The organism is Amycolatopsis rubida (assembly GCF_900115345.1).
GTDB lineage: Bacteria > Actinomycetota > Actinomycetes > Mycobacteriales > Pseudonocardiaceae > Amycolatopsis > Amycolatopsis rubida.
This window is the reverse complement of record NZ_FOWC01000001.1, coordinates 1,040,482-1,066,806: the sequence shown is the minus strand read 5'-3', so window position 1 is coordinate 1,066,806 and position 26,325 is coordinate 1,040,482. Positions and strand designations below refer to the sequence as shown.

General features: G+C 68.4%; 30 protein-coding genes. 11 read left to right on the top strand and 19 right to left on the bottom strand.

All coding sequences use genetic code 11. From position 1 onward, the window contains the following. Nucleotides 1–10 precede the first annotated feature (10 nt). Entirely contained in the window at nt 11–670 is a 660-nt protein-coding gene (locus BM362_RS05240; protein WP_093572342.1) for a TetR/AcrR family transcriptional regulator, read from the top strand. On the opposite strand, the gene BM362_RS05235 is transcribed toward BM362_RS05240, so the two are convergent. Both BM362_RS05235 and BM362_RS05230 read right to left on the bottom strand, forming a co-directional pair. Beyond that, nucleotides 659–1,495 (bottom strand): MaoC/PaaZ C-terminal domain-containing protein, encoded by an 837-nt coding sequence (locus tag BM362_RS05235; protein ID WP_093572341.1) that lies wholly within the window; start codon nt 1,493–1,495, stop codon nt 659–661. The two genes, BM362_RS05240 and BM362_RS05235, sit on opposite strands and share 12 nt — an antisense overlap. Nucleotides 1,496–1,498: 3 nt before the next feature. Continuing rightward, on the bottom strand, nt 1,499–2,833 hold the full coding sequence (locus BM362_RS05230; protein ID WP_067577686.1) for a 3-oxoacyl-ACP reductase: 1,335 nt from the start codon (nt 2,831–2,833) through the stop codon (nt 1,499–1,501). A 95-nt stretch (nt 2,834–2,928) separates the two neighbouring features. Between BM362_RS05230 and BM362_RS05225 the strand changes: the two genes are divergently transcribed. Then, complete coding sequence (locus tag BM362_RS05225) at nt 2,929–4,218, top strand: acetyl-CoA C-acetyltransferase (RefSeq protein ID WP_067577688.1); 1,290 nt, start codon at nt 2,929–2,931, stop codon at nt 4,216–4,218. Nucleotides 4,219–4,272: 54 nt separating this feature from the next. Here the strand turns inward: BM362_RS05225 and BM362_RS05220 are convergent, their stop codons facing one another. Beyond that, a complete protein-coding gene (locus tag BM362_RS05220; RefSeq protein WP_009085133.1) occupies nt 4,273–4,779 on the bottom strand; it encodes a DoxX family protein in 507 nt (168 codons plus the stop codon). A 185-nt stretch (nt 4,780–4,964) separates the two neighbouring features. On the opposite strand from BM362_RS05220, the gene BM362_RS05215 reads away from it, so the two are divergent. The 5 genes from BM362_RS05215 (at nt 4,965) to BM362_RS05200 (ending at nt 8,930) form a co-directional block, all read left to right on the top strand. Continuing rightward, nucleotides 4,965–5,723, top strand: a complete 759-nt coding sequence (locus tag BM362_RS05215; RefSeq protein ID WP_093572340.1) for a MerR family transcriptional regulator — start codon at nt 4,965–4,967, stop codon at nt 5,721–5,723. 130 nt (nt 5,724–5,853) lie between these two features. Continuing rightward, nucleotides 5,854–7,044 (top strand): ATP-binding protein, encoded by a 1,191-nt coding sequence (locus BM362_RS05210; protein ID WP_067577692.1) that lies wholly within the window; start codon nt 5,854–5,856, stop codon nt 7,042–7,044. A gap of 256 nt (nt 7,045–7,300) precedes the next feature. Further along, nucleotides 7,301–7,450, top strand: a complete 150-nt coding sequence (locus BM362_RS47280; RefSeq protein WP_162836041.1) for a hypothetical protein — start codon at nt 7,301–7,303, stop codon at nt 7,448–7,450. Nucleotides 7,451–7,712: 262 nt separating this feature from the next. Beyond that, complete coding sequence (locus BM362_RS05205) at nt 7,713–8,642, top strand: bifunctional helix-turn-helix transcriptional regulator/GNAT family N-acetyltransferase (protein WP_244287045.1); 930 nt, start codon at nt 7,713–7,715, stop codon at nt 8,640–8,642. After that, entirely contained in the window at nt 8,643–8,930 is a 288-nt protein-coding gene (locus BM362_RS05200) for a hypothetical protein (RefSeq protein WP_067577696.1), read from the top strand. Here the strand turns inward: BM362_RS05200 and BM362_RS05195 are convergent. Further along, nucleotides 8,918–9,493, bottom strand: a complete 576-nt coding sequence (locus BM362_RS05195) for a peroxidase-related enzyme (RefSeq protein WP_067578127.1) — start codon at nt 9,491–9,493, stop codon at nt 8,918–8,920. The genes BM362_RS05200 and BM362_RS05195 overlap by 13 nt on opposite strands. Nucleotides 9,494–9,657: 164 nt before the next feature. Here BM362_RS05195 and BM362_RS05190 point away from each other — a divergent pair, with 164 nt between their 5' ends. After that, nucleotides 9,658–10,245, top strand: coding sequence for a pentapeptide repeat-containing protein (locus tag BM362_RS05190; RefSeq protein WP_143132384.1), 588 nt, complete (start codon nt 9,658–9,660; stop codon nt 10,243–10,245). A gap of 44 nt (nt 10,246–10,289) precedes the next feature. After that, nucleotides 10,290–10,940: a hypothetical protein gene (locus BM362_RS05185; protein WP_093572337.1), complete on the top strand. Its 651-nt coding sequence runs from the start codon at nt 10,290–10,292 to the stop codon at nt 10,938–10,940. A gap of 7 nt (nt 10,941–10,947) precedes the next feature. Here the strand turns inward: BM362_RS05185 and mctP are convergent, their stop codons facing one another. Both mctP and BM362_RS05175 read right to left on the bottom strand, forming a co-directional pair. Then, the gene (gene mctP, locus BM362_RS05180) at nt 10,948–12,612 is read right to left on the bottom strand and encodes a monocarboxylate uptake permease MctP (protein WP_093572336.1); all 1,665 of its coding nucleotides are present in this window, start codon (nt 12,610–12,612) and stop codon (nt 10,948–10,950) included. Beyond that, nucleotides 12,609–12,887 carry a DUF3311 domain-containing protein gene (locus tag BM362_RS05175; protein ID WP_067577704.1) on the bottom strand — a complete coding sequence of 93 codons (279 nt, stop codon included), beginning with the start codon at nt 12,885–12,887 and terminating at the stop codon, nt 12,609–12,611. The genes mctP and BM362_RS05175 overlap by 4 nt, the downstream gene beginning before the upstream one ends. A 305-nt stretch (nt 12,888–13,192) precedes the next feature. Between BM362_RS05175 and BM362_RS05170 the strand changes: the two genes are divergently transcribed. Next, on the top strand, nt 13,193–13,462 hold the full coding sequence (locus BM362_RS05170; RefSeq protein ID WP_067577706.1) for a helix-turn-helix domain-containing protein: 270 nt from the start codon (nt 13,193–13,195) through the stop codon (nt 13,460–13,462). A 54-nt stretch (nt 13,463–13,516) separates the two neighbouring features. Here BM362_RS05170 and BM362_RS05165 read toward each other — a convergent pair whose 3' ends face one another. After that, entirely contained in the window at nt 13,517–14,413 is an 897-nt protein-coding gene (locus BM362_RS05165) for a LysR family transcriptional regulator (RefSeq protein ID WP_093572335.1), read from the bottom strand. 75 nt (nt 14,414–14,488) lie between these two features. Between BM362_RS05165 and BM362_RS05160 the strand changes: the two genes are divergently transcribed. Further along, a complete protein-coding gene (locus BM362_RS05160) occupies nt 14,489–15,202 on the top strand; it encodes an SDR family oxidoreductase (protein ID WP_067577710.1) in 714 nt (237 codons plus the stop codon). Nucleotides 15,203–15,206: 4 nt separating this feature from the next. Here BM362_RS05160 and BM362_RS05155 read toward each other — a convergent pair whose 3' ends face one another. The 12 genes from BM362_RS05155 to BM362_RS05100 form a co-directional block, all read right to left on the bottom strand. Beyond that, nucleotides 15,207–15,782, bottom strand: coding sequence for an EndoU domain-containing protein (locus BM362_RS05155; protein WP_067577712.1), 576 nt, complete (start codon nt 15,780–15,782; stop codon nt 15,207–15,209). 46 nt (nt 15,783–15,828) lie between these two features. Then, nucleotides 15,829–17,097 (bottom strand): DUF6297 family protein, encoded by a 1,269-nt coding sequence (locus BM362_RS05150; protein ID WP_093572334.1) that lies wholly within the window; start codon nt 17,095–17,097, stop codon nt 15,829–15,831. Then, entirely contained in the window at nt 17,091–17,696 is a 606-nt protein-coding gene (locus BM362_RS05145; protein ID WP_067578129.1) for an ATP-binding cassette domain-containing protein, read from the bottom strand. Before BM362_RS05145 ends, BM362_RS05150 begins: the two co-directional genes overlap by 7 nt. Then, complete coding sequence (locus BM362_RS05140; RefSeq protein ID WP_093572333.1) at nt 17,693–18,586, bottom strand: TIGR03621 family F420-dependent LLM class oxidoreductase; 894 nt, start codon at nt 18,584–18,586, stop codon at nt 17,693–17,695. The genes BM362_RS05145 and BM362_RS05140 overlap by 4 nt, the downstream gene beginning before the upstream one ends. An 85-nt stretch (nt 18,587–18,671) precedes the next feature. Next, nucleotides 18,672–20,492, bottom strand: coding sequence for a phosphoenolpyruvate carboxykinase (GTP) (locus BM362_RS05135; RefSeq protein WP_067577716.1), 1,821 nt, complete (start codon nt 20,490–20,492; stop codon nt 18,672–18,674). A gap of 400 nt (nt 20,493–20,892) precedes the next feature. Then, complete coding sequence (locus BM362_RS05130; RefSeq protein WP_067577718.1) at nt 20,893–21,588, bottom strand: hypothetical protein; 696 nt, start codon at nt 21,586–21,588, stop codon at nt 20,893–20,895. Nucleotides 21,589–21,681: 93 nt separating this feature from the next. After that, on the bottom strand, nt 21,682–21,987 hold the full coding sequence (locus tag BM362_RS05125) for a hypothetical protein (RefSeq protein WP_143132383.1): 306 nt from the start codon (nt 21,985–21,987) through the stop codon (nt 21,682–21,684). An 87-nt stretch (nt 21,988–22,074) separates the two neighbouring features. Continuing rightward, a complete protein-coding gene (locus tag BM362_RS05120; protein ID WP_093572331.1) occupies nt 22,075–23,901 on the bottom strand; it encodes a dynamin family protein in 1,827 nt (608 codons plus the stop codon). Then, complete coding sequence (grpE, locus tag BM362_RS05115; protein WP_202506290.1) at nt 23,898–24,362, bottom strand: nucleotide exchange factor GrpE; 465 nt, start codon at nt 24,360–24,362, stop codon at nt 23,898–23,900. Before grpE ends, BM362_RS05120 begins: the two co-directional genes overlap by 4 nt. Before the next feature lie 71 nt (nt 24,363–24,433). After that, a complete protein-coding gene (locus BM362_RS05110) occupies nt 24,434–25,033 on the bottom strand; it encodes a TetR/AcrR family transcriptional regulator (RefSeq protein WP_093572330.1) in 600 nt (199 codons plus the stop codon). Next, on the bottom strand, nt 25,030–25,509 hold the full coding sequence (locus BM362_RS05105) for a YqeB family protein (RefSeq protein WP_093572329.1): 480 nt from the start codon (nt 25,507–25,509) through the stop codon (nt 25,030–25,032). The genes BM362_RS05110 and BM362_RS05105 overlap by 4 nt, the downstream gene beginning before the upstream one ends. A gap of 193 nt (nt 25,510–25,702) precedes the next feature. Continuing rightward, complete coding sequence (locus tag BM362_RS05100; protein ID WP_067577726.1) at nt 25,703–26,296, bottom strand: hypothetical protein; 594 nt, start codon at nt 26,294–26,296, stop codon at nt 25,703–25,705. Between the last annotated feature and the right edge of the window lie 29 nt (nt 26,297–26,325).

Genomic DNA, 26,325 nt, shown 5'->3' with positions numbered 1-26,325 from the left:
AACAACCACCGTGTCCGACGAAGACCAGCGCCCACCCGAGCGAGCGAGACGGCTCCCGAGAGCGGTCCGTGAACGCCAGATCCTGGACGCCGCGGTACAGGTGTTCTCCCAGCACGGCTACCACTCGGCGTCGATGGACGAGATCTCCGAGGTCGCGGGCGTCTCCAAGCCGATGATCTACACCTACCTCGGCTCGAAGGAAGACCTCTTCGGCAAGAGCATCCAGCGCGAGGCGACCCGCCTGCTGGAAGCCATCCAGGCCGGCGTGCAGCCCGATCTCCCGCCGGACATGCAGCTGTGGCACGGCCTGCGCTCGTTCTACCGCTTCGTCGCCGAATACCGCGAGTCCTGGACAGTGCTGCACCGCCAGGCGTTGACCGTCGGCGGCGGGTTCGCGGCGGAGATCACCGCGATGCGCACGCGCGCGATCGAACTGGTCGCGGCGCTCGTGGTGGCCGCGGGCACCCGCAAGGGCCTCGGCGAGCAGACGGAGTTCTCCGGGCCCGGCCTGGCCGCGGCGCTGGTCGGCGCGGCGGAATCGCTGGCCGACTGGGCACTGGACCACCCGGAGATCTCCGACGGCGTGCTCGCGTCCTGGCTGATGAACCTGGTGTGGCTCGGGTTCAACGACCTCGTCGAGGGGCAGGTCTGGAAGCCCTCAGCGGGCTGAGATCACCCCGTCCAGGTGCGGTTTCGGCTTCCGCGCGTGCCACAGCTCGAAGGCCCACCCGTCGTCGGTCTGCCAGGTCGTGAAAGCCGCGCGACCAGGCAGCAGCACCGGCTGCTTGAACCGCACCGCGACGCTGTACGCGTCCGGCAGCCTGCCCTCGAAGGACGCCAGCGCGTGCGCCTTCGTCCACATGCCGTGCGCGATCGCCTTCGGGAAGCCGAACAGGCGCGCGGTCAGCGGGTGCAGATGGATCGGGTTGCGGTCGCCGGAAACCTCGGCGTAGCGGCGGCCGATGTCTCCCGGGACCTGCCACAACGCGGACGGTTTCGGGGGCGTCAGCTGGGTCTTCGGAGCAGAGCCAGAACCCGAGCCGGTGCGGCGGAGGTAAGTCGACACCTCGCTCCACACGGTGTCCGTGCCGGAGCGGACCTCGCTCACCATGTCGAACTGGCTGCCCTTTTCGTGCGGGCGCAGGTTTTCCGCGCGCACGCTTACCCGGAACTTCTCGCCAAGCAACAACGGACGGTGCTGCGTGATCCGGTTCTCGACGTGCACCAAGCCCAGCAGCGGGAACGGGAAACCCGGTTCGGTCATCAACGCCATCTGCAGCCCGAAGACCAGCATGTGCGGATACGTCGCGGGCAGCTCGTCCGAGAAGCGGAATCCGCAGACTTCGTTGTAGGCCGCGACATGTGCCGGGTCCACGACGACCTCCGGACGCACCAGCTCGGTGTTCGGGAGAGTCGAGCCGCCGCCGCGACGTAGCAGGGCTTTCGGGTACAGCGTCGCCAGGCTTGGCGCGCTCGTCACTTCACGGACGGCCATCCCTCACGCCCCCAGCAGCGCCTGGCCGCAGACGCGGACCAGGTTCCCGTTGACCGCGGCCGACGCCGGGTTGGCGTACCAGGCAATGGTTTCCGCGACATCCACCGGCAGCCCGCCCTGGCCGAGGCTCGACAGCCGCCGTCCGGCCTCGCGGATGAACAGCGGCACCGCGGCGGTCATCTTGGTCTCGATGAACCCGGGCGCGACCGCGTTGATCGTGCCGCCGTACTCCGCGAGCTGCGGCGCGCCGACGTTCACCATCCCGATCACGCCCGCCTTCGACGTCGCGTAGTTCGTCTGGCCGACGTTGCCCGCGATGCCCGCGATCGACGAAACCCCGATGACCCGGCCGTTTTCACGCAGGATCTTGTCGCCGAGAAGCTTGTCGTTCACCGCGAGCTGCGCGGCGAGGTTCACCGAGATCACCGAATCCCAGCCGCCCTCGGTCAGGTTGCCGAGCGTCTTGTCGCGGGTGATGCCGGCGTTGTGCACCACGATGTCCACGCCGCCGTGGCGCTCAGTCAGATACTCGGCGAGCTTGGCGGGCGCGTCGGCGGCGGTGATGTCCAGCTGCAGCGCCGAACCGCCGATCCGATTGGCCACAGTGGACAGATCGCCGCCCTGCGCCGGAATGTCCAGCGCGACCACGTGCGCGCCGTCGCGGGCGAGGGTTTCGGCAATCGCCTCGCCGATGCCCCGCGACGCACCGGTCACCAGCGCGACCTTGCCGTCCAGCGGCTTTTCCCAGTTCTCCGGCGTGGGCGCGGTCTTCGCGTGCGTGCCGACGCGGATGACCTGGCCGTCCACGAACGCCGACTTCGCCGACAGCAGAAACCGCAGCGTCGACTCTGCCGCGTCCTCCGCTCCTTCGGCTACGTACACCAGCTGCGCCGTCGCGCCGCGCTTGAGTTCCTTGCCGACCGAACGGACGAACCCTTCCAGCGCGCGCTGCGCGATCCGCTCGCGCCCCTCGGCCTGCTCCGGCGGCGTGCCGAGCACGACCACCCGGCCGGATGAACCGACCTTGCGGATCACCGGGTGGAAGAACCGGTAGACCGCACGCAGCTGGCCCGGATCCTTCACGCCGGTGGCGTCGAAAACCAGCGCCGCGTGCCGGTCGGCGGGCGCGCTGATCACCTCGATGCCCGCCTCGGCCAGCTGCGCCCGGACGGTCTTCTCCAGCCGTCCGCCCGGCGCGGCCCCGAGAAGTGCGGGACCCTCAAGTGCGGGCTGGCCGGGACGGTACCGGCGCAACGTCGCGGGGTTGGGCAGGCCGAGCTTCGGCACCACGAATTTCCCCAGCGGGGTCTTCGTGAACTGCTGGTACCTGTCCGCCATCACGTGCCTCCCGTGCAGTCTGCGTCACGTCGCAGTCTAACCTACTCGCTAGTAGGTTACAGTGTGAAAGGCACGACTCCAGAGAGGTGGACGGCATGGCGACCAGGAAAACCCCGGCGGTGCGCAAGGTCGCGATCGTCGGCGGGAACCGGATCCCCTTCGCGCGGTCGAACGGCCCGTACTCCCGGGCCTCGAACCAGGACATGTTCACCGCCGCGCTGGACGGTCTGGTCAGCCGGTTTTCGCTGCAGGGCGAGGTGATCGGCGAGGTCGCCGCCGGTGCGGTGCTCAAGCACTCCAAGGACTTCAACCTTGCCCGCGAAAGCGTGCTGGGCAGCAAGCTCTCGCCCGCGACGCCGGCCTCGGACGTGCAGATGGCGTGCGGCACCGGATTGCAGGCAGTCATCAACGTCGCCCACAAGATCGCGCTCGGGGAAATCGATTCGGCGATCGCGGGCGGCGTGGACACCACGAGTGACGCGCCGCTGGCGGTGAACGCCAACCTGCGCCAGATCCTCGTGCAGCTCAACGCGGCGAAGACGCTCGCCGACCGGCTCAAGCTGGTCGCGAAGATCCGCCCGGGCCACATCGTGCCGGAGATCCCGCGCAACGCCGAACCGCGCACCGGGCTGTCGATGGGGGAGCACGCCGCGCTCACCGCGCAGGTCTGGGACGTCACCCGCGAGGCGCAGGACGAACTGGCCGCGACCAGCCACCGCAACCTCGCCGCCGCCTACGACCGCGGCTTCTTCGACGACCTGGTCACGCCGTACCTCAAGCTCGCCCGAGACCAGAACCTCCGTCCGGACTCCTCGGCCGAAAAGCTGGCCAAGCTCAAGCCGGTCTACGGCGGACCGGACGGGACCATGACTGCGGGCAACTCGACGCCGCTCACCGACGGCGCGTCGACCGTTCTGCTCGCGACTGAGCAATGGGCGAAGGCACACAACCTGCCGGTGCTGGCGTATCTGACGTTCAGCCAGACCGCCGCCGTCGATTACGTGCACGGCGACGAGGGCCTGCTGATGGCACCCGCGTACGCGGTGCCGCGGATGCTTGAGCGCGCCGGATTGACGTTGCAGGACTTCGACTTCTACGAGATCCACGAGGCGTTCGCCTCGCAGGTGCTCGCCACGCTCAAGGCGTGGGAGGACCCGGCGTTCGCCAAGGAGAAGCTCGGCCTCGACGCGCCGCTCGGCTCGATCGACCGCGCCAAGCTGAACGTGAACGGGTCCTCGCTGGCGGCCGGACACCCGTTCGCCGCGACCGGCGGCCGGATCGTCGCGACGCTCGCGAAACTGCTGAACGAGAAGGGTTCCGGACGCGGCCTGATCTCCATTTGCGCGGCAGGCGGCCAGGGCGTCACCGCGATCCTGGAGAAGTAAGCGCACGGCGAAGGCCGCCGCCCGAGCACTCGGGTGGCGGCCTTTTCCGTGTGCTCAGTCGGTGAGCGACTTCTCCGCGCGCTTGGCCAGCTTGTCGGCGCGCTTGCCCGCCTTCTTCGCCGCGCGCCGGGCCCGCCAGCCCAGCGACGGCTTGCCCGCCGTGTCGCTGGCGGCCAGCAGCAGCCCGCCGGCCAGCGACGCGTTCTTGAAGAACTGGATCTGCTGGGCCTGCTTCTCGCCCGGATCGGACAGCTGCCAGAACCGGTGCGCGGCCAGCGTCGTCGGTACCAGCGAGCCGAGCAGCGCCACCGCCGCCAGCCGCGGAGCCTTGCCGCTCGCCAGCGCGAGCCCGGCCCCGATCTTGACCGCCGCGTCGATCCGCACCAGCGTGGCCGGATCGCGCGGAACCTGGTCCGGAACCAGGCCCTCGACCTTGTCGAAGGTCTCGGTGAGGAACGGTTCGGCCGCCTTCGCGTGGCCTTGGGTGTCACGCAGGGCACCGATGCCGCCCAGCACGAAAATCGACGCGAGCAGTGGACGTGCCACCCGGCGCAGTATCACGGTCTCGCCTCTCTGATCTGGAATCCCTGGAGAAGAACCTACAACCGGGATTGCCCGCCACGCTCCTCGTCGAACCGACCTAGTGATACCTAGGCAAATATTGCTCTTTTCCTAGATTACTCTAGACAGTTCTAGCGGACTTCGGCCTTGACCTTGACGCTGCGTCAACCTCTACCGTCGAAGCCGTGGTCAGGACGGAATGGTCGATCCAGGACATCGCCCGATTCGCGGGCACGACGAGCCGGACCCTGCGGCATTACGATGCCGTCGGGCTCCTGCCGCCGACGCGGATCGGCAGCAACGGTTACCGCTACTACGACGAGAGTTCGCTCGTCCGGTTGCAGCGGATCCTGCTGCTGCGCGAACTGGGCCTGGGCCTGCCCGCGATCGCCGAGGTGCTCGACGGCCAATCCGACGGCGTCGCGGCCCTCGAAACGCACCTGGCGCTGCTGGAGCGCGAGCGGCAGCGAATCGGGCGGCAGATCGAGTCCGTGCGGACCACATTGCGGAAACTGAAGGGAGGTGAACGACTGATGGCAGAGGAAATGTTCGACGGCTTCGACCACACCCAGCACCAGGAGGAGGTCACCCGGCGCTGGGGAGCCGAGGCTTACCGCAAAGGCGACCAGTGGTGGAGTTCGCTGCCGGCGGCCGGGAAGAAGGCCCACCAGCGGGAGCAGGTCGACATCGGCGTCGCGTTCGGAGCCGCTCGCGACGCTGGTCGCGACGCCGGTTCGGCCGAAACGCAGGCTGTCACCGCGCGGCTGCACGAGTGGCTGAAGCCCACCGGGATCGAGATTTCGAAGGGCTACTTCGCCGGTCTCGGACAGCTGTATGTCGACGACCCGCGGTACGGCGCGTACGACGAGAAGCACGGCCCCGGCACGGCCGAGTACATCCGCGACGCGATGAAGATCTACGCGGAGCGGAACCTGACGGACTAACGCTCCGTCAGAAGGTGCGCTGGGGGTAAGGATGGACGGGGCTGCAGACCCGGCCATCCTTCGGCGACACGCACTAGCTGTATATCGCTGAATATCGGGCCCGCGCTAGATACCTCGATACGGTGACAGAGTGGACCCCATCCGCAACCCCTTCGCGCCCGGCGCCGGGCAGCGGCCGCCCGAGCTGGCCGGGCGGGAAAGGGAGCTGAAGGCGTTCGAGGTCGTCCTTGAACGCGTCGCTCGCGGACGGCCGGAGCGCAGCCTCGTGCTGACCGGCCTGCGCGGGGTCGGCAAGACGGTGCTGCTGGGGGAGCTGCGGTCGATGGCCGTCCGGCACCGATGGGGTGCGGGAAAAATCGAAGCGCGGCCGGACGCGGAACTGCGGCGGCCGCTGTCAGCCGCGTTGCACCGGGCGATCCGCGACCTCGCCGTGCGGCATCGCGCGCCGGACCGGGTCGAGGAAGTGCTCGGGGTGCTGAAGGCGTTCGCGCTCAAGGCGAACAAGCCGGACGCGAAGCTGCGCGACCGCTGGCAGCCCGGCATCGACGTGCCCGCGGCGCAGGGCCGGGCGGATTCGGGCGACATCGAAATCGACCTGGTCGAGCTGTTCACCGACGTCGCCGAGCTGGCCGCGGACGTCGGCACCGGCGTCGCGCTGCTGATCGACGAGATCCAGGATGTGCAGCCGGACGACGTCTCGGCGCTGTGCGCGGCTTGCCACGAGCTGTCGCAGTCCGGCGCGCCGCTGGTCGTGGTCGCGGCGGGGTTGCCGCATGTGCCCGCGGTGCTGTCGGCGTCGAAGTCGTACTCCGAGCGGCTCTTCCGTTACTCGCGCATCGATCGGCTCAGCCGCGAGGACGCCGACTACGCGGTGCTGGCTCCGATCGAACGCGAGGACGCCGGGATCGAACCGGAGGCGCTCGACGCGCTCTTCGACGCGTCCGGCGGTTATCCGTATTTCATCCAGGCCTACGGCAAGGCCGCCTGGGACGCCGCACCCGCCGACCCGATCACGGTCAAGGACGTGCAGGTCGCCGCACCCGAGGCGGAGTCCGAGCTGGCGGTCGGGTTCTTCGGGTCGCGCTACGAACGCGCGACGCCCGCCGAACGCGAGTACCTGCTCGCGATGGCCGAGCTGACCCAAGGCCGCGACGAGGCAGCCGGCACCGCCGATGTGGCCGTCTACCTGGGGCGCAAGCCCTCGTCGCTGTCGCCGGCGCGCGACAGTCTCATGAAGAAAGGCCTGGTCTACTCCGCCGAACGCGGGCAGATCGCCTTCACCGTGCCGCATTTCGGGCACTACCTGCTCGGCCGCGACTGAGCGGGTCCTCCCTTCGCTACCGGTCTATGCGGCCGCCTAGACAGTTCTAGTGATTTTCCTAGATATCCGTAGAGGCTGTTAGGGCGTTAGCAGTTTGTGACTGCCAACACCTGATCTGTCCGGCGACCATCAGGAGAGTGCCGACGATTCGTCGGCAAGTGCCCCATGTCACCGTAGATTCGTTGGCTTCCTTGTGAAAAAAGGTGCATACTAGAGACACAGCCACCGAAGACCTCTGAAGGGGATGCAGAAGACCATGAGCAACATCGCCGCCAAGCTCCGTGCCCGTCGCGCCGAGGCTCGCACTCGCCGGGCGCTGAACCGGGCGATCGACACCGCGGCCACCTCGACGGTCCGGCAGGAGCTCATCGCCCTCGCCCAGGCGCGTCAGCCGTTCATGCGCTGACCTGCACAAACAACCTGTTGGTGGGTCACTCACGTGAGTGATCTAGACCACAGTGAATCCTGGGTGTAACGCCGCGAAGAGCCGCGTCGATACCCACTACGACCCCGTGATGCTGGCGGACCCCCGACCTGGCAGCATCACGGGGTTTCCATATGTCTGGACCAATTCGGACACAGGTTCCCCCACCGGGGGAATTCGCTTGCCCCGGGCGGGCGACGGGGCGATGCTTGACTCGGTCAACGATCGAGTCAAGGTGGTCCCCGTGCCGGATTCCGTCCTCACCGAACGCGTCGCCACGGTTCGCGCTTTCAACCGGCTCTACACCGGCGTGATCGGCGTCCTCGACGAGGGACCGGCCGACGCCGAATATTCGCTGAGCGAAGCGCGGGTGCTGTTCGAACTCGCCCAACAGGACCAGCTGCAGGTCAGTGATCTGCGCAAACGGCTGTCCCTCGACGGCGGTTACGCGAGCAGGCTGCTCGGCAGGCTGGAAACCCGTGGCCTCGTCACCCGAGAACGCTGCGCGGACGACGCACGTCGCCAGCTCGTCACGCTCACTGCACAAGGGCGCGCCGCCTTCGCCGACCTCGACCACCGTTCGGCCACTCAAATCGGGAGCCTGCTCGACCAGTTCGCGGACACCGACCAGCGCCGTCTGCTCGGCGCGATGGGGACTATCACCGCACTCGTCGGCGAATCGGCACCGGAACCGACGGTTGCCCTGCGCGCCCCACGTCCGGGCGACCTCGGCTGGGTGGTGCACCGGCACGGCGCGCTGTACGCCGAGGAGTACGGCCTCGACGAACGCTTCGAAGCCCTCGTCGCGCGCGTGATCGCCGACTTCGCCGAACACCGCGACGACCCGCGCCAGGCCGGCTGGATCGCCGAACTCGACGGCGAACGAGTCGGCAGTATTTTCTGCACTCCCGGCGACGAGGACGGCACCGCGAAGCTCCGGCTGCTTCTGCTGGAACCGGTCGCGCGTGGACACGGTGTCGGCAAACGGCTGGTGCGGGAATGCGTCGAATTCGCCAGCGCGCAGGGGTATCGGTCGATGGAGCTGTGGACGCTGTCGCTGCTCGCCGCCGCGCGCGGGATCTACCGCGGCGCTGGGTTCGAACTCGTCGGCGAAGAAAAAACGGACGCGTTCGGGCCGTTGGTGACCGGCGAAACCTGGCGGCGGGAGTTATAGATGTTCGTCCTGTACTGCGCCGTGTGCGATCGCCGCACGCTGCTGGGCGTCGACGAGGTCGACTGGGTCGAGAACCTGACGCGCGGCGTGATCTCGGTGTCCGGCCACTGCCCGCTGGGACACGACGCAGCCATCCTGACCGGCGACGCGTTCACCCCGCACGCGGACCCGAGATACTTCGGGCCCGCGCCGCGGGTGTGGACGAAACCGGTGCACCGCCTGCGCGGCTGGCTGCGCACCCGGTTCGAGATGAGCCGCGACCTGCCCGGCCCGTTCTATCGCTTCTGACGCCCCATCAAGTAAAACTCCGGATTCGGCTTGAGCGCGGTCAGATGCGCGAGCCGGTTGGACATCGCGAACAACGCGGTGATCGCGCCGACGTCCCAGATCTCGTCCTCGGTCAGGCCCGCCTCGCGCGCCATCGCCAGATCGCCCTCGCCGAACAACGCGGAATCGCGGGACAACGCGAGCGCGAGATCGACGATCGCCCGGCCGCGCTCGTCGAGTTCGACCTGCCACGGGTTCGTCGCTACCTGGTCGGACAGCTCGGGGTCCTTGGCGCGGATCCGCAGGATCGCTCCGTGCGCGACGATGCAGTAGGTGCAGTGGTTCGCGCCGGAGGTGGCTACGACGACGAGTTCGCGTTCGGCTTTGGTGAGTCCGCCGTCGCGTTCCATGAGCGCGTCGTGGTAGTCGAGGAAGGCCCTCAGCTCGGCTGGGCGGTGGCCAAGAGCGCGGAAAATGTTCGGCGTGAAGCCGGATTTCTCCGCGATGGCACCGATGCGCTCGCGGAGATCGTCGGGAAGGTCTTCGAGTTCCGTCACGGGGAACCGGCTCACGGGGTTGGTCATGCCGACCACGCTAACCCGCGCGGTGTGCGTACGGGAGGTGGTTGGGTGGGCCAAGGTGGGCGGGTGAATGGACGAGTCGGACTGGCGGGACGCTCGGGGTCGGGCTGGGTGGGGCGGTGGCGTTGTGGTTGGCGGTGCGGAAGCAGCGGTCGACCGAACTGGACTTGCTGCAGAAGCACGAACCGCATCGGCTCGCGGAGCAGGTTGCGGCGGACACACGGCAACATCAGCTTCGTACGGCCGCTGATGCTCGGGAAGACGCGCTGGCTCGGCGGGTGATCGCTGAAGTTCTGTGCGCGTATCTGCGGATGCCACCGGACGGTACGGCGGAAGAGGTTCAGGTTCGGCGGGCGGCGCAGAAGATCTTGGAGAGGCACACGCACCCAGGCGACATCAGGCACTGGCCCGGTCTCTTCCTCGACTTTTCCGGGGCGCACCTCGACCGGGTCCGCTTCACCGGATGCCGCTTCGAGGCCATCCTGTTCACCGGCTTCGCCAGCTTCATCAGTGCGCGCTTCGACGGAGAGGGGAATTTTCAGGGTGCGCAGTCCGCCGATCAGGTCGATTTCCACAACGCGCGATTCGTCGACGACGTGAACTTCGGCGATGCCGAGTTCGCGGCTCTGCCCAAGCTGGATCACGCCGAGGCGGGACCGGATCACCTGAAACTACTCCAGCGACACTGGCCAGCCGGGTGGACTCTCGGCGATCCCGAGGACGACGGCTGGGCACCCCTGCTCCGAACCGACTGACCCCGGATTCCCTCCGTTCACCCGGAAGGGGTTTGCTTACCCCCGTGAACTGGACCGCGTACGTGGACGGTTACTGCGAGCGCACCGCGCCCGGACTCTGGGGAGAGCCGCTCAACGACCTGGCCAACCTGGCCTTTCTCGCTGCCGCCGGGATGGTGTGGTGGCGGGCCGACGGGCAGCGCGCCGGGCGGGTGCTCGCTGCCCTGATCGGGTTGATCTTTGTTGCCAGCGGCGTGTTCCACCTGGTCGCCACGCGCTGGGGTGCGGTCGCCGACTCCACTGCCATCCTGATCTTCACCCTGTTTTACGCCGCGGCCTTTCCCCGGATCTTCTTTCCGGCGAAAGCCGCCTGGTCCTGGCTGGGTGCACTGGCTTTCCTGGCAATCACCGGCGCGTCGGCGGCGCTTGGCGGCGGCCTGTATCTGCCAGCGCTCGCGGGCCTGGCCGGGTTCGCTATCGCGTTGGGAGTAAAGCGCGACCCGTACTGGCTGCACTTCACCATGGCCGCCGCAGTGTTCGCGTTGTCGCTGTCCTTCCGGGCTATCGACGGAGTGATCTGCGGAGACTTCCCGGCAGGCACGCATTTCCTGTGGCATGTGCTCAACGCGGTAGTCCTGTACATCGTCGCGAAGGCGATGATCGGCAGAACCCAAGAGACCTCCGCGCCGGAAACCGACGCGGAGGCCTCTGTCTAAAAAGGACTCAGTGGGCACCGATGGGGCGCAGGTCCTTGTCGTGTTCGTCGGCGTGGTAGTCCTCGGGCGCGGTTTCGTCGTTGCCCGGGCTCCACTTCAGGGCCCGTGCGATGACCGAGACCACCGCGGCCACCACGATGTTCGCGATCAGGGCCACGAAACCCGGATAGATCTGCACCGCGGCGAGGCCGGTGCCGCTGAACGGGTGCCAGCCGAAGATCGACAGGTTGCCCATGGCCAGTGCGGAACCGCCGAAGTGGAGTTTTCCGTTGGCGGGGTTGGGGATTCCGTACAGCATGATCAGGCCCCAGCCCATGCCGACGATCCAGCCTGCGATGAGGCCCGCCTTGTGGAACCAGCGCGTGTACAGGGCGATCGCCACCGCGGGCAGGGTCTGCAGGATCAGCACGCCGCCGATGAGCTGCAGGTCGATCGAGAACTGCGGGTCGATCAGGATGATCACCAGCACCGCACCCAGCTTGACCACCAAGGACGCCAGTTTCGCCTGCTTCGCCTCCTGCTTCGGCGTCGCGTCCTTGCGGATGTACTCCTTGTAGATGTTGCGCGTCCACAGGTTCGCCGCGGCGATCGACATGATCGCGGCGGGCACCAGAGCACCGATGCCGATCGCGGCGAAGGCGATGCCGGCGAACCAGTTCGTGAACTGCGAGTCGAACAGCAGCGGGACGATCGTGTTGCCGTCCGGCTTTCCGGTGGCGGCGTTCTTCAGCGGCTTGACACCCGCCGAGATCGCGACGTAGCCCAGCAGCGCGAGCAGACCCAGCACGAACGAGTAAGCCGGCAGCGCCACCATGTTCCGCTTGATCACGTTGCGGCCGCGCGAGGCGAGCACGCTCGTGAGCGAGTGCGGGTACAGGAACAGCGCGAGCGCCGAACCCAGCGCCAGCGTCGCGTACTGCAACTGGTTGCTCGAGGTCAGCAGGATCGAACCGGCGGGCTTGCCGGTGGCCGGACTCGGCTTGGCGAGCGTTTCCTTGGCGGTGCTGAAAATGTGGTCCCAGCCGCCGAGCTTCGAAGGCAGGTAAATGACCGCCACGATGATCACGATGTAGATCAGGATGTCCTTGACGAACGCGATCAGCGCGGGGGCGCGAAGGCCGGACTGATACGTGTAGAGCGCCAGGATGACGAACGCGACCAGCAGCGGCAGGTGCCCGACGATGCCGGAACCGTTGATGCCCATCGTGCGCAGCACGGCTTCCAGGCCGACCAGCTGCAACGCGATGTACGGCATGGTCGCGACGATGCCGGTGATCGCGATCAGCAGTGCCAGCGTCGGCGAACCGAAGCGACCGCGGACGAAGTCGGCGGGGGTCACGTAGCCGCGCGAACGGCTGACCGACCACATGCGCAGCGCGGGAAGCAGGACGATCGGGTAGACGACGATCGTGTAGGGCAGCGCGTACAGGCCGAGCGCGCCGGCGCTGAACACGAGCGCGGGCACGGCGACGAAGGTGTATGCGGTGTAGAGGTCGCCGCCGAGCAGGAACCAGGTGATCCACGAGCCGAACTTGCGGCCGCCGAGGCCCCATTCGTCGAGGTGGTCGAGGCTGCCGCCGGCTTTCCACCGCGAGGCGACGAAGCCGAGCACGGTGACGACCACGAACAGCAACGCGAAGACGATCAGTTCGACCCACTGAATGTCGCTCATCGGGCGTCCCCCTCGTCCAAGTCGTCGACGCTCAGCTCGTCCCGGCCGCCGCCCCGCGGCTTGTTCTTGGTGGCCAGGTAGACGATGCCGGTGCACAGCACGCCCAGTACGACGAACGCCAGCTGGAACCAGTAGAAGAACGGAAGGCCGAACAGCCGCGGCTCGTCGAAGTTGAACAGCGGCGTGACCAGGATCAGCAACGGGATCAGCAACAGCAGGTTCCAGGCACTGAACTGGAACCCGCGCACCCGACCGCCCGGTTTGGCAGTGGACATCAAACCCTCACCTAACACTCACGTGACACGCGACCGCCTGACCCTAGACCTCGGTCATCCCGCCGTCATACGACTTCGATATCGATTCGATCAGCACTGCGACCACGTTCCAGGGTGTGGACAACCTCGGGGACAACCCGCTTTCGCGCGGCCCCGGCGAGCCGTTCGCTACCCCTATCGGCGGGACCGGGCCGCCTCGAATGCCCCAAGAGCTTGTGCCGGACGGCGGTTGTCCACGGGGTTCGGCAGCTTGTGCACAGAGTTATCCACAGGCAGTGGACAACTCTGTGGCTAAACTGAACGACATGGTCCGCGTGCCCCTCACCGACGAAGAACGCTCCCGCGGCGAGCGGCTCGGCCTGGTGCTGCGCGCCGCCCGAGCCAGCCGCAGCATGGTCGACGTGGCCGCGGAAGCGGGCATTTCAGTCGAAACCCTGCGCAAGATCGAGACCGGCCGGATCCCGACGCCCGCGTTCTTCACCGTCGCGGCGATCGCCGACGCGGTGGGCATGCCGCTGGAGCGGCTACGCGTCGCGTGCGCGGGTGACGCGGCGGCGTTTTCGCAGGCCAGTTGAGGTTCCGGGGCGTCCCCGGGAGGATCGCGCAGCGCGCCGAGAAGAGCGGCTGAGTCAGCCGCCGGGGGCAGGATCGGCGAACAGATCGGGCAAGTACTGGACGCGTGCGGACAACTGCGGCTCGGCGCGAAGCGCGACCGCGTTCCGGACGAGCGCGGCAACCTCCGGGGAGTGGCTGTTCGGCGACCAGCCGATCACCGTGGTGACGTCCGGGGCATCGACGACCGGGACCGCGACGTGCTCCGGCCACTGCCAAGCCCGGCTCGACGCGGGAATCACCAGCAGCGTCCGGCCGAGCGCGACGAGCTGGGCGAGGGTCGACTGGGTGCGCACCTCCGGGCCGGGGCCGTCCGGGTAGCTGCCGTCGAGGCGGGGCCAGCGGGCCATCGGCAGGTCCGGCACGTCGCTGACCTCGGCCAGGGTCAGCGTTTCCCGCGCGGCGAGCGGATGTGCGGCCGGCAGGATCGCGACCTGGCCTTCGACCTGCAGCGCCTCGGTGTCGAACCCGGCGAGGTCGTCGTAGGGGTGGTGCATGATCGCCACGTCCGCCGAACCGTCGCGAAGCAGTCCGGCCTGTTCGCCGACCTCGCACAGCAGGATCTCCACCGGCGGGCTCGCGGCCAGGAGCCGTTGCAGGAGTTCGTGCGACGCTCCGGCTTTGGTCGCCAGCACCAGCGGATGCTTCCCGGCTCGGCGCGTGCGGCGGACAGCGGCCGCGACGGCGTCGAGGGCCAGCCGGGATTCGCGGAGCAGCACTCGACCGGCCTCGGTCAGCGCGACGCCCCGGCGGTTTCGCTCAAGAAGCTGGACGCCGAGCCGTCGCTCCAGCTGGGCGATCGCGCGCGAGAGGGGCGGCTGCGCGATCCCGAGCCGTTCAGCGGCGCGGCCGAAGTGCAGTTCTTCGGCGACCGCTGCGAAGTAACGGAGTTCGCGAGTCTCCAGGTCGTCCACAGCACCAGCTTAATACCCTGCGGGTATCACAGCAGACCCCTTTGATCTTGGACGTCCGACCGGACCGCGCCGACCATGGACGGAGTGAACGACACGAAGACCGCGCTGGTCACCGGCGCGAACAAGGGAATCGGCCTCGCCATCGCGCACGGCCTCGGCTCGATCGGCTTCACCGTCGCCGTGGGTGCGCGGGACGAAAACAACCGCGAGAAAGCCGTCGAGGAACTGCGCGCCGCGGGCATCGACGCATTCGGCGTCGCGCTCGACGTCACCTCCGAGGACAGTGTCGCCGTCGCGGCCAAGTCCATCGAACGGCTCGACGTCCTGGTCAACAACGCCGGCATCGGCGGCCAGCTCGACGGCGGCGCCCAGGACCCGACGACACTCGACCTCGACGTCGTCCGCACGGTCCTGGACACGAACGTCTTCGGCGTCGTCCGGGTCACGAACGCGATGCTTCCGCTGTTGCGCGAAGCGGAGTCGCCGCGCATCGTCAACATGTCCAGCAACATGGGTTCGCTCAAGCTGCGAAGCGGCCCGGTCCTCGCCGCTTACGCGCCGTCGAAGACGATGCTCAACAGCATCACCGTGCAGTACGCCCGCGTGCTCGCGGACACGAACGTGATCATCAACGCCGGCTGTCCCGGTTACGTAGCAACGGATTTCAACGGTTACGCCGGAACCCGGACACCCGAACAGGGCGCGGCAATCGCGGTCAAACTCGCCACCCTGCCCGACGACGGGCCGCGCGGCGGGTTCTTTGACGACGCCGGGGAAATCCCGTGGTGACGGCTCAGTCGCGCAGGTCGGCGAGGATCCGTTCGCGGTCGTTGAGGTAGCGGCAGTCGCGGACCGGCAGTTCGAACGAGTTCAGCAGCTTCTCGAAGTCCGCGTACTCGTCCGGGTTGAGCTGGATGCCGGTCACCTCGAAGTGCGCGGCCAGGGTGTCGGCCAGCTCCTCCCATTCGCCGGACCACTGCAGATCGCGGTAGTGCTCCAGGTCTTCGGCAGGCATCCGATCGGCGAGCAGGCGCAGGACGCTGTCGACGAAGTAGCTGATCCGGTTGCCCGCGCGGTCGTCGACGGTCGGGTTCGCCGGGTCTCGCGCGGCGTCCGCGTTCCGGACGACGCCGGGACCCGGCAGCGGGTAGCTGGTGTGCACGTTCCCGTCGCCGTTGACCAGGACGACCACGCGCACGCCGTACCGTTCGCCGACGCAGCGCCAGCGGCCGTTGTACTGCTGCCGCCGGGGTTCGCCCGGATCGTTGGCGACGTCCTTGACCACCGCGATGATCTGCTCGTCGCTCCATCCGGGCGGAAACTCGCACGTCGCCCTGCGTCCGATGCCGGAAGCGTGTCCACCGCCCACCTTCGGCTCCTCTCGTCGGCACGGAGCCTAACCCGGGCGCGGCCGTTCAGCCGAGTTGCGCCAGCACCAGGATTCCGAGCGCCAGCAGATCCGGACCGCGGAACAGTTGCCGCATAAGGTTTGCCGGCATCGGGCCGGCGGGAGTGTCGACGAAACCCGCGCTGCTGTAGTCGACCGGCTGCCGCGTGACGGTGCGCAATACCGAGAGCACTGCCAGGGCAACGGTCACCCACGAGAGCGGTGAAAACGCGGTGCCCAAAGCCAAAAGCGCCACTGAGAGCAGCGCGCACCAGACCAGAGCAACCACAGTCAGCGCGACGCCGTGCGCGATCACCAGCTCCTGCGACGACGAACCCAGCCACCGCCGCCGCCCCGGATTCCGCCACAGCACGCCGAGACCGGCCCCGAAAGGAGTAAGCGCCACGTACGCGCCGATCCCGACGAGCACCGGGCCCGGCAGAGTGGGAACAGCAACATGTCCGACGGCTACCGCGAAAGCCACTAACAAAACCGCGCCCGCATACCGGGAACGGCCAACGATCCCGACCCACGCGAGCCGGAACGCGGTGGGCGGGCGCAGCGACCACGAACCGGCGGACCCGGACTCCGGCAGCATCATCATCGGGTCGAGAAATGTCACCGCCATCGCGCGCAGGACCCGCGCGTTCCAGCCGTCGAGCAGCACCGCGCGACCGGCGCCACTGACCGCTTCGCCGCCAAAAGCCAGCAACAGACCACATAATGCGAGCGCCGCGCCGACGTACTGCACCGCCATCGCGTCGAGGCGAGCCGCAGCGATCACGACGCCGGCCACCGCGAGGAGCAGCGGTCCAGCGGCTTCGAGCCGGAACGCGGTACGACGCGCAGTGGTGAACGCGAGGATCGTGCCGCCCGCGACGAGGGCGGCCGCGGCGCGCCACCAGTCGACCGAACTGCCGCCGACCGCCAGCATCAGCGCGGCGAGATATCCGATCACCACCACGAATCCGGTGAGCACGCTGGCCAGCCGGGTCCCGACGACGCGGCGGCGGTCCACCTTGGCGAAGTCCATCCAGGTCAGCTCGGCCGGTTCGGCCCAGACGAAACCTCGGCGCAGCAGGCTTCGCCAGCCGACCGCGGCGCACAACGCGACCAGGCCGAGTACCGCCGAGTAGTCCACTGCGGACGGTCCAAAGAGGACTCGATGCCAGGCGTCAGTACGGAAAAAGGCGGTGAACAGGAAGCCGACACCGAAGATCAGCACGAACGTGGGGCTGTCGCCACTGAAAATGCCGCCGAACCGCTTGCGGCCAGGCACGCGTAACCGGGTCACCACAGTTCGAGCACGCTGTCTGCCGTGTCCAGCAACGGTTGATGATGCGTGGCAACGACAACTGCCGCACCCGCCGCGGTGGAGCGGCCGATCAGCTTGACCAGCCACTCCTTGCCCGCGGTGTCGAGCGCGCGTTCCGGCTCGTCCAGCAACAGCACGCGATGCGGCCGCGCGGTGACGCCCAGCAGCAGCAACCGGCGACGCTGTCCGGCCGAGAAATGCCCAGCGGTGACGCGGGCTCGTTCGGCGAGGCCCGCGTCCGCCAGCAATTCGTCGTAATCACCGAGGTCTTCCCCGAAGGAGCCAGCGAGCAGTTCCAGGTGCTGCATCGGAGTCAGTTCAGCGAAGAAGTCGGAATCGTCGAAGAGCACGGACACCTTGCGCCGGAAGGAAACACTGCGCTCGTCCGGCTTCGCACCGTCGATCAGCACCCGGCCCCGCTGCGGTTCCTGCATCCCGTACAGACACCGCATCAGGGTGGATTTCCCGACGCCGTTGGGCCCGACGAGCACCGCGCATTCGCCCGGATCGACCGAGAAGTCGAGATCCTCCAGCAACCACAGGTCACCGGCCTTCACGCCGAGCCCCCGCGCGTCCACTATCGGCGACACAGCAGCTTCACCACCGGGGCCAGCACTTCGAGGTTCGGCTCCAGGATCGTGAAATAGCTGAAACCGAACCGAGCGCGGTGCGCGACCAGCTGCTCAGCGATTTCCTCGACGGTCCCGACCAGCACGGTCGGGACCTCCGCCAGCTCGTCGAGCGTCAGTGTGCCACCCAGGCGCGCAAGGATTTCCCGCAGCGCGCTTTCCCGATCATCAGTGATCTGGACGAATTGCACCAGCACGTTGAATTCGGCGGCGCGCCCGGCGAGTCGTTCGGCGACAAACCTCGTGCGCTCTTCGACCGATTCCGCGGTCGCCAGCATCGGCGGCGCACCGTCGCGCACCTTTGCCATGCCGCTGAAGGCAATCGTCGCCGCGTGCTCGGCGGCCAGCGACAGCAGCCGGTCGCCGCGGCCGCCGATCATCAGCGGCGGACCGCCGGACTGCACCGGTTTCGGCGCGTATTCCGGATCCGCGTACAGCCGCCCGAGTTCCTTGATCGTGAGTTCGAGGTGATCGACCCGCGCGCCCGCGCTGGGAAACGGCATTCCGGCCGCTTCGAACTCCGCTTTGACATATCCGGCGCCGAGACCGAGTTCGAGCCGTCCGGACACGAATTGGTCCGTGCCCGCGACGTCGCGCGCGAGCAGCACCGGGTTGTAGAACGGCGCGTTGAGCACAAAAGTGTTGAGCCGCACCCGTTCGGTGACCGCACCGGCCAGCACGAGCGCGGGAAACGGCGGCGCGATGGCGAGGTGGTCGGCCACGCTCAGCACGTCGTAGCCGAGTTCCTCGACCCGGCGGCACTTCGCGCCCCACTCGTCGCGCGAGCCCGGAAGCACCATGTTCACGCCGAACCGGAAAGTCTTCTCCCCATCAGAGACCATGCGACCCACGCTACCGTTTCCGGGAACGAAGAAGGGGACGTCCGCGCCCGGTGCGAACGTCCCCTTCTCACGCTTGACGCGGGCGTCAGCCCAGACGCTGGGCCAGCGCGTCCAGCTCGTCGCGCAGCGAGGAGGGCACCTCGCCGATCTTCGCGAACCACTCCTCGATGAGCGGCAGCTCCTCGCGCCACTCCTCGTTGCGCACCTCCAGCGCGGCCTGGATGTCCTCGACCGGCTCGGAAAGGCCGTCGAGGTCGAGGTCCTGGGCGTTCGGCACGAACCCGATCGGGGTCTCGACCGCGTTGCCCTTGCCCTCGACGCGTTCGAGCACCCACTTGAGCACGCGCGAGTTCTCGCTGAAGCCCGGCCACAGGAAGCGGCCGTCGTCGCCGCGGCGGAACCAGTTGACGTAGAAGATCTTCGGCAGCTTGTTCGCGTCGGCGTTCTTGCCCAGCGTCAGCCAGTGGTTGAAGTAGTCACCGGCGTGGTAGCCGAGGAACGGCAGCATCGCCATCGGGTCGCGGCGCACGTTGCCGACCGCGCCGACCGCCGCGGCGGTGGTCTCCGACGACATGGTCGCGCCCATGAAGACGCCGTGCTGCCAGTCGCGGGCCTCGTTCACCAGCGGCACCGTCGTCTTGCGCCGTCCGCCGAACAGGATCGCCGAGATCGGCACGCCGTTGGGGTCGTCCCACTCCGGCGCGAGGATCGGGCACTGCGACATCGGCACGCAGTACCGCGAGTTCGGGTGGGCAGCCTTCTCCTCGGAGTCGGGCGTCCAGTCCTGGTGCTTCCACGAGGTGGCGTGCGCGGGCTTGTTCTCCATGCCCTCCCACCACACGTCGCCGTCGTCGGTGAGCGCCACGTTCGTGAAGACCGTATTGCCCTTCTCGATCGTGCGCATGGCGTTCGGGTTCGTGTGGTTGTCGGTGCCCGGCGCGACGCCGAAGAAGCCGAACTCCGGGTTCACCGCGTACAGCCGGCCGTCCTCGCCGAAGCGCATCCACGCGATGTCGTCGCCGAGGGTCTCCGCGCGCCAGCCCGGGATGGTCGGCTGCAGCATGGCGAGGTTGGTCTTGCCGCAGGCGCTCGGGAACGCCGCCGCGACGTAGTGGACCTTGTCCTCGGGCGAGATCAGCTTGAGGATCAGCATGTGCTCGGCGAGCCAGCCCTCGTCCCGGGCGATGACCGAGCCGATCCGCAGCGAGTAGCACTTCTTGCCCAGCAAGGAGTTGCCGCCGTAGCCAGAGCCGTAGCTCCAGATCAGCCGCTCCTCCGGGAAGTGCGAGATGTACTTGGTCTCGCTGCACGGCCAGGCGACGTCCTTCTCGCCGTCCGCCAGCGGCTTGCCGACCGAGTGCAGGGCGGGCACGAACTCGGCCTCGGTGCCGTCGGCCTTGACGAACTTGTCCAGCGCGGCCTTGCCTGCCCGGGTCATCACGCGCATTGACGCGACGACATAGGCGAAGTCGGTGATTTCGATGCCCAGCTTGGGGTTTTCGTCGCCGAGCGGGCCCATGCAGAACGGGATCACGTACATCGTGCGGCCGCGCATGCAGCCGCGGTACAGCTCCGTCATGGTGGCCTTCATCTCGGCCGGGGCGACCCAGTTGTTCGTCGGGCCCGCGTCCTTCTCTTCCTTCGAACAGATGAAGGTGCGGTCCTCGACCCGCGCGACGTCGCCGGGGTCCGAGGTGGCCCAGTAGGAGTTCGGCTTCGCGTCCAGCTTCACGAAGGTGCCGGCGTCGACCAGCTCCTGGTTGATCCGGGCGGCTTCCTCGTCAGACCCGTCGACCCACACCACGCGGTCCGGGGTGGTCAGCTCGGCGACCTCCCGGACCCAGGACAGCACGCCACTGTGCGTCGTCGGCGCGTTGTCCAGTCCGGGGATGGCGACTGCGGTCATCTCTACTCCTGACTTCCGACGACAAAAGAGCCCACACCGCGAACGACAGTGTTCTTGGTGCGGGCTTCGTTGCCGGCGACCGAATGGCTTCGCACACCGGCGGAAGACCGGTGTGCGGGTTTTGGGATTCCCCGACTGTAGCCGGATGGACGGCAGGTAACCGAGAGCTGACCTGTCGGTTCTCTCACAAGAACGATAAGGGAATCGATTCAGTTTCACCGGAACGGGCCAGCGGCGAAAATCTTTCCGCGTGGCCCGCGTCGCATTCGCGCCGGATGCCGGGTGCCGGGCTGATCAGTCCGCTCGGGGTGTCAACGCTGTCAGTCTTCCCGGCCAGGAAACGACCAAACGGGCCCGGCGCGCGGCCGGACCCGTTCGGGTGACGTCAGTTACCGAGGGCTCAGTTGGGGCTGATCCACTGCCCGGTTCCGCTGTCGATCTTCGCGACGCCGCTGAGCAGCTGGGCGCCCTCGCCGCCCCAGGCCGAGTCGCTGCCGGGGTCGGTCGCCGCGTGGTTCGAGCCGCCGTCGGCCTCGGTCCACTGGCCCTGGCCGGTGTGCTCGAAGGTGTGGGTGGAGCCGTCCGCGCCGACCTGCACCGCGACGTCGGCCTGGCCGTCGCCGTTGGTGTCGGTGAAGGCGATCGTGCCGCCGGAGCGGGTCTCGACCACGGCGGTGTCGTTGTGCCCGTCGTGGTCGGTGTCGATGGTGGCGACCCCGGCGTCGACGTTGCCGTCGGGAAGGTCGGCGTGGATGTGCCCGGTGGTCGAGGTGTCCTGCGAATGCGTGTCGGTGCCGTCCGAGCCGGACTGGCCGTGGCCGGATTCGACCCAGCTGCCGCTCTGCTCATCGTAAACCGCCTGGTCCACGACGTGCCCGGTCGAATCGAGCACCGCGTAGTGGTCGGCGACCCCGTCGTGATCGGTGTCGGCGAACGCCTGCGCGGTGCCGTCGTCGTGCTCGACGACCGCGGTGTCGGAGACCCCGTCGTGGTCGGTGTCGTAGTTGACCTCGGCCTGGTACTCCTGGCCGTCGACGTGGACGGTCAAGGCCTCCGGGCCGGTCGCGTCGGTGCCGCCGCTCTCGTCGACCCACATGGGTTGGTCCCCCTTAGTACGCCGGGTCTGCCGCTGGTTGCTTCGCTCGGTATGACTCACGTTAGGCCGGTTCGGTTCCCGTCCACAAGCCGATCACCTGCTCACGGCGGCAGACCGCCGCCGGTGAAAGAAAACGCACCCACGGCCCGCGTCGTCGTGGGGCACTTCCCGCCGGGCCGTGCCCCGCCCCGCTGACCTGGAACCCTCGTAGTACGCCCAGTACGGAGTGCCGAGTCTCTTGCCGAGCTGGATCTGGACATTGTCCTTGGCGAAACCGTCGACGGCCACCGTCGCCGGGTACTCGCTGGAGGCGTGGCAGTTGACGTTCCGCAGGCCGATCGGGTGCTGTCGTCGCTCACCGATGGCGAAGATCGCGAAGCCGCCACCACCGAGCAGCACCACGGCGGACGGTTGCCACTGCCGAGGAGGCGGCACCCCATCGCGGGGCTGGCGGCACGCCCCACTGGTCCGTGCGTCACCCGCTGATCATGCCCGATCACGGACCGTGCGAATGCGGGAAAGCAGGGCTTCGGCCCGGGTATGCCCCTCGGTCACGTCCTTGAGGCGTTTCGAGACGATCGCGATCTTCTTCGCCCGCTCCTGCGCGCTCATCTTGATCGTCTGGTCCACCTCCTTCAGCTCCGCCTCGATCGCCTCGATGCGGCGGCCCAGCGCCTCGTCGAGGGCGAGCGACAATTGCTGCTCAGCCTCGATGAGCTGCTCGGCGATCAGCTGGTCGAGCGTCGAGCGGGCGTCGGCGATCGCTTCGACCAGCCATTGCTTCAGGTGCTGTTTGTCCGAGGCGTGTTTGCGGGTGCGCGCCATCCACCAGCCCGCGCCGAGGCCGATCACGATCGTCGCCGGGAGCACGACCGGGTTGAGGATCGCGACGCCTGCCAATGGCAACGCGGCGATCTTCCCCGCGCCGACGCCACCGGAAATGCCCATGAACACCAGCAGTTTGTCTTCGGCGGTCGGCGGTTTCTTGTCCGGCGGGCGCAGCACCACCGGCGGACCGCCGGCGCGCGCGAACTGGGCGCGGATCACGTCGAGTTCCTCGGCGGAGAACAACTCCGAAAGCGCCGTGTTCGTCACCTGGTTCAGCCGCCTCGACAGCTGCATCGACACCCGCTGCGACGCGGTCTGCAGCGCGATGTCGACTTCCTGCGGCAGCGCGGCCAGTTCGTCGCGGTTCGCCGCGTCGATGCGCTGGCGGAAATGTGCCTGCGCCTCGCGCATCTCGCGGCTGCTCTCGTGGCCGACCTCGACTCGCGTGCGCTGGATTTCGCCGCGCAGGCGCAGTTGCCAGCCGCGGGTGGAGGTGCGGCGTTGGGACTGAAGATCGTCGCGGCGGGCGCGGAGTTGTTCGGCTTCCGCTTCGCCCGCTGACAACGCACGGCTTTCGGCTTGCAGCTTCGCCTTGATCCCGGCCAGCGCGCTCGACAGCGAGCGGAGCGTGTTGGCTTCCTTGAGCATCATCGACCGGCCGACCAGCAGTTCCTGCAGCGCGACCTGCACCGCCGCGATGCCCGACTTCTCCCGCAGCATGGCGGCGACCTGCGCGTTCGGCGCTTTCGCGGCGGTCTCGAACACGCGTGCCGACACCGGGTGGAAGACCGCGTCGGCAAACCGCGGCGCGTGTTCGGCGAGCAGGTGCCGGTCGGCTTCCAGGATCTCGCGCCAGCCGCGGAACGCGTCGGTTTTGGCCAGTACGAACACCACCGTCTCGACGCGGTCGGAGACCTCGCGCAGGAACTGCAGTTCGGTGGAGGTGAACGGGGCCGACGCGTCGACCACGAACACCAGCGCGGTCGCGCCCGCGGCGGCTTCCTTGGCCAGTTCGCCGTGCAGCGAATCGAGCCCGCCGACACCCGGAGTGTCGACCAGGGTCAGCCGTTCCAGCAGCGGGACCGGGCCGGACACCTCGACGTAGCGCGGCGGCAGCTGACCCGGCGGCAGCTCGTGCGAGGCGGACACCCAGTCGACCAGTTGCGTCAGGTCGAACGGCACCGACGCCAGCTGACCGGGGTAGCAGGCCTGCGCGCCCCACTGCTGGGCGTGCTCGAAAACGAGGTAGGTCGCGGTGGCCACGTCAGCGTCCACAGGGGACAGTCCCGGGGTCGCGAGCAGCGCGTTGACCAGCGAACTCTTCCCGCGGTTCGTTTCGCCGACGACCACCACGGACGGTTTCTCCGAACGGGCCTTGCGCTGGTCCTCAACCCATTTGGCGGCGGGGGAATCAGCCTCGCGGACGACGCCGAGCAGCTGTTCGCGTGCGGCCTGGACCTGAGCGGGAAGCGTCGGTGCGGTCACTGCGCCCGCTTCGCGTAGACGGTGACGATCGGCGCGCGCAACAGCCGGTCCTGATCGGCGAACCCGACGACCTCGGTCTCCGCGACGACGCCTTCCAGCTCCGGATCGTCGGTGGGCACCGCGCCGCCCGCCTCGTGGCGAGCCGGGTCGAAGCGTTCGCCCTCGGCGCGCAACGCGGTGACGCCGATCGAGGCGAGCCCGTGTTCGAGCCGTTCCACGACACCGCTGCTGCGGGCGCGGTCCAGTGCGTACAGGCACAGCTGGATGAGCGCCTGCCGGTCGGAAAGCGCACGTTCGAGGTCACCCGGGGCAGCTACGAGGTCCACATCGGGATCCGACGCATCCGCCGCGGCGGCGGTTCCGTCCGCCTCGGCGATGATCCGGGCGAGCGCTTCCGCGCTGATCTCGCCGGTCGGAGCTTCGGCCGCGTCGGCAGCTTCCTCGTGGCCGAACCACGCCATTGAGACCCTCCCCCCTGGTCGTCCGGGTGATTTCACCAGTTTGCGGCACTGCGGCGCGCGGCGGGGGCGGATCACTCAGACGGGCCGAGAATCCGCGCCAGCAGCTGCCGCAGCACCGCCTGCTCGTGCTCGACGTCCAGATCGGGATCGAGGCTCGCGCGGGAAAGCAACGCGTCGACCAGCGCGACGACCCAGTTGCCCGCGTCGGCCGGGGACAGCATGGGGGAGAGCCTGCCGGTCTGGACGCCGCGCTCGATCAAGCCCGCGAGACCGACGCGCATGAGGTCGTCGTTGCTGCGGATCAGCTCGTTGAACTCCGGATCGCGCGCGGCTTGCGCGGCCGCTTCGAGGATCAGCCGCACGACGCCGGGCAACACGATCGCCGCGGTCATCCGCTCAACGACAGCGAGCACGCCTTCCCACGGGTCGGCCATGTCCACCGCAGTGGCGAGCAGGTCCTCGTTGCTGGTGGCGTCCGCCTCGAAAATGCCGACGAAGACCGCGCGCTTGCTGGGGAAGTAGTGGAACAGGCTGCCGGAGCTGATCCCGGCCGCACGGCAAATGTCCGCGGTCGAGGTCTTTGCGAAGCCGTCGCGGGCGAAGCACCCGGCTGCCGCGTCGAGAATCGCGCGCCGTTTCGCCGCGTGCTTCTCCGGATCGACGGTCCTCATCGCTCTGGCGGCGGTTCGTCGAGCCACGGGCGGCCGTGCGAAGTGAACGCTTCGGCCAGCTGCCGCCGAGACAGGTCCGTCTTCTCCCTGGCAATTTCCCGGTCGTTCTCGCCGAGCAGCACGAGCTTGCCGTCGTCGACGAACACCGCGGCGAGAGCAGTGTCGATGCGCCGGCGCCGCTCGCGTCGTTCGAGCGTGACGCGCGTGGCGGACACCGTGACGATCAGCCGGTCCCACGCCCACATCCAGGCGAACGCGACCCCGAGCAGCGCGCCGACGGCGACCGCGCCGATCAGCCGCCACGGCTGCGGAACCGAATGCAGCAGCCGGAACGGGCCCTGCACCGGAAACCAGGTCAGCGAGGTGATCCAGCCGCTGAGTGCCTGCACGCCCCAGCCCAGCAGTGCCCCGGCGACCGGGCAGGCCAGCCACGAGCCGCGGCGCACCCACGCCGGTTCGTCGACCACGGTCTCCATGGTGGGCAATAGTAGACCGCGTACTCGGTTTATGAATGCCCGGACTGGTCGAGCGAACGCCAAAGCGGCGAACCCCCGCGGGCGCAGCGGCGAGATTGCCCCTGGCCGGGTGGCCCTCACGTACGTCAGCGGGAGCGGAGAGAGCCCGCGGGTCGGGCACCGCAGGCGAGGTGGCGCAAGCGTTTGCGCGGGATCAGGCGAGTTCGTGGATCAGCGAGCGCATCGCCTGGTCGAGCGCCGGAACGTCCGCGGCCAGCCGGGACGACACCAGCAGCTGATGCTCCGCCGTCCGCAGCCACACCCGGCCCGCGACCGGGATCTCCAGCACCGACAGCCGGAACGGCCGGGCGCGACGGCCCAGCTCCACCTCGGTCTCGCGGACCAGGCGGCCCAGCCGTTCCCCGGCGAGGATCTGGCGGCGGTGGAAGCCGGACGAGACCGGGCGGCGGGCCGCGGCGAAGTGTTCGGCGGCGGCCGGGGCGAAGTGCTGGGCCGCGAGGTCGATCGCCGAACCGTCGCCGGGAGCGGGGCTTTTCCGGCGGGTACGGGCGGAACCGCGCTCGCGGAGGAAGGTCAGCAGGCCGTTCCACCACGGTTCCCACTGCGCCTGCACCGCCGCGCGGTCGAGAGCGGGCGGGACGTGCACCGGGACGGCGGGTTCCACCGGCGGCAGCAGCTGGCCGTCGGCGATCGAGAGCGCGAGAACGTCCCGGAGGAACAACGCCACGTCGACGTCGTGGTCGCTGCCCCAGTTCACCCGCCACGAGGTGGTGTCCTCCAGCCGCACGACATTCAGCCTACGCGTCGCGGACGAGG

Coding starts and splice junctions, on each gene's coding strand:
- BM362_RS05235 (WP_093572341.1), bottom strand. CDS start 1,495: ATGGCCGTCCGTGAAGTGACGAGCGCGCCAAGCCTGGCGACGCTGTAC.
- BM362_RS05230 (WP_067577686.1), bottom strand. CDS start 2,833: ATGGCGGACAGGTACCAGCAGTTCACGAAGACCCCGCTGGGGAAATTC.
- BM362_RS05225 (WP_067577688.1), top strand. CDS start 2,929: ATGGCGACCAGGAAAACCCCGGCGGTGCGCAAGGTCGCGATCGTCGGC.
- BM362_RS47280 (WP_162836041.1), top strand. CDS start 7,301: ATGAGCAACATCGCCGCCAAGCTCCGTGCCCGTCGCGCCGAGGCTCGC.
- BM362_RS05200 (WP_067577696.1), top strand. CDS start 8,643: ATGTTCGTCCTGTACTGCGCCGTGTGCGATCGCCGCACGCTGCTGGGC.
- BM362_RS05195 (WP_067578127.1), bottom strand. CDS start 9,493: ATGACCAACCCCGTGAGCCGGTTCCCCGTGACGGAACTCGAAGACCTT.
- mctP (WP_093572336.1), bottom strand. CDS start 12,612: ATGAGCGACATTCAGTGGGTCGAACTGATCGTCTTCGCGTTGCTGTTC.
- BM362_RS05175 (WP_067577704.1), bottom strand. CDS start 12,887: ATGTCCACTGCCAAACCGGGCGGTCGGGTGCGCGGGTTCCAGTTCAGT.
- BM362_RS05170 (WP_067577706.1), top strand. CDS start 13,193: ATGGTCCGCGTGCCCCTCACCGACGAAGAACGCTCCCGCGGCGAGCGG.
- BM362_RS05160 (WP_067577710.1), top strand. CDS start 14,489: ATGGACGGAGTGAACGACACGAAGACCGCGCTGGTCACCGGCGCGAAC.
- BM362_RS05140 (WP_093572333.1), bottom strand. CDS start 18,586: ATGGTCTCTGATGGGGAGAAGACTTTCCGGTTCGGCGTGAACATGGTG.
- BM362_RS05135 (WP_067577716.1), bottom strand. CDS start 20,492: ATGACCGCAGTCGCCATCCCCGGACTGGACAACGCGCCGACGACGCAC.
- BM362_RS05130 (WP_067577718.1), bottom strand. CDS start 21,588: ATGTGGGTCGACGAGAGCGGCGGCACCGACGCGACCGGCCCGGAGGCC.
- grpE (WP_202506290.1), bottom strand. CDS start 24,362: ATGGCGTGGTTCGGCCACGAGGAAGCTGCCGACGCGGCCGAAGCTCCG.
- BM362_RS05110 (WP_093572330.1), bottom strand. CDS start 25,033: ATGAGGACCGTCGATCCGGAGAAGCACGCGGCGAAACGGCGCGCGATT.
- BM362_RS05105 (WP_093572329.1), bottom strand. CDS start 25,509: ATGGAGACCGTGGTCGACGAACCGGCGTGGGTGCGCCGCGGCTCGTGG.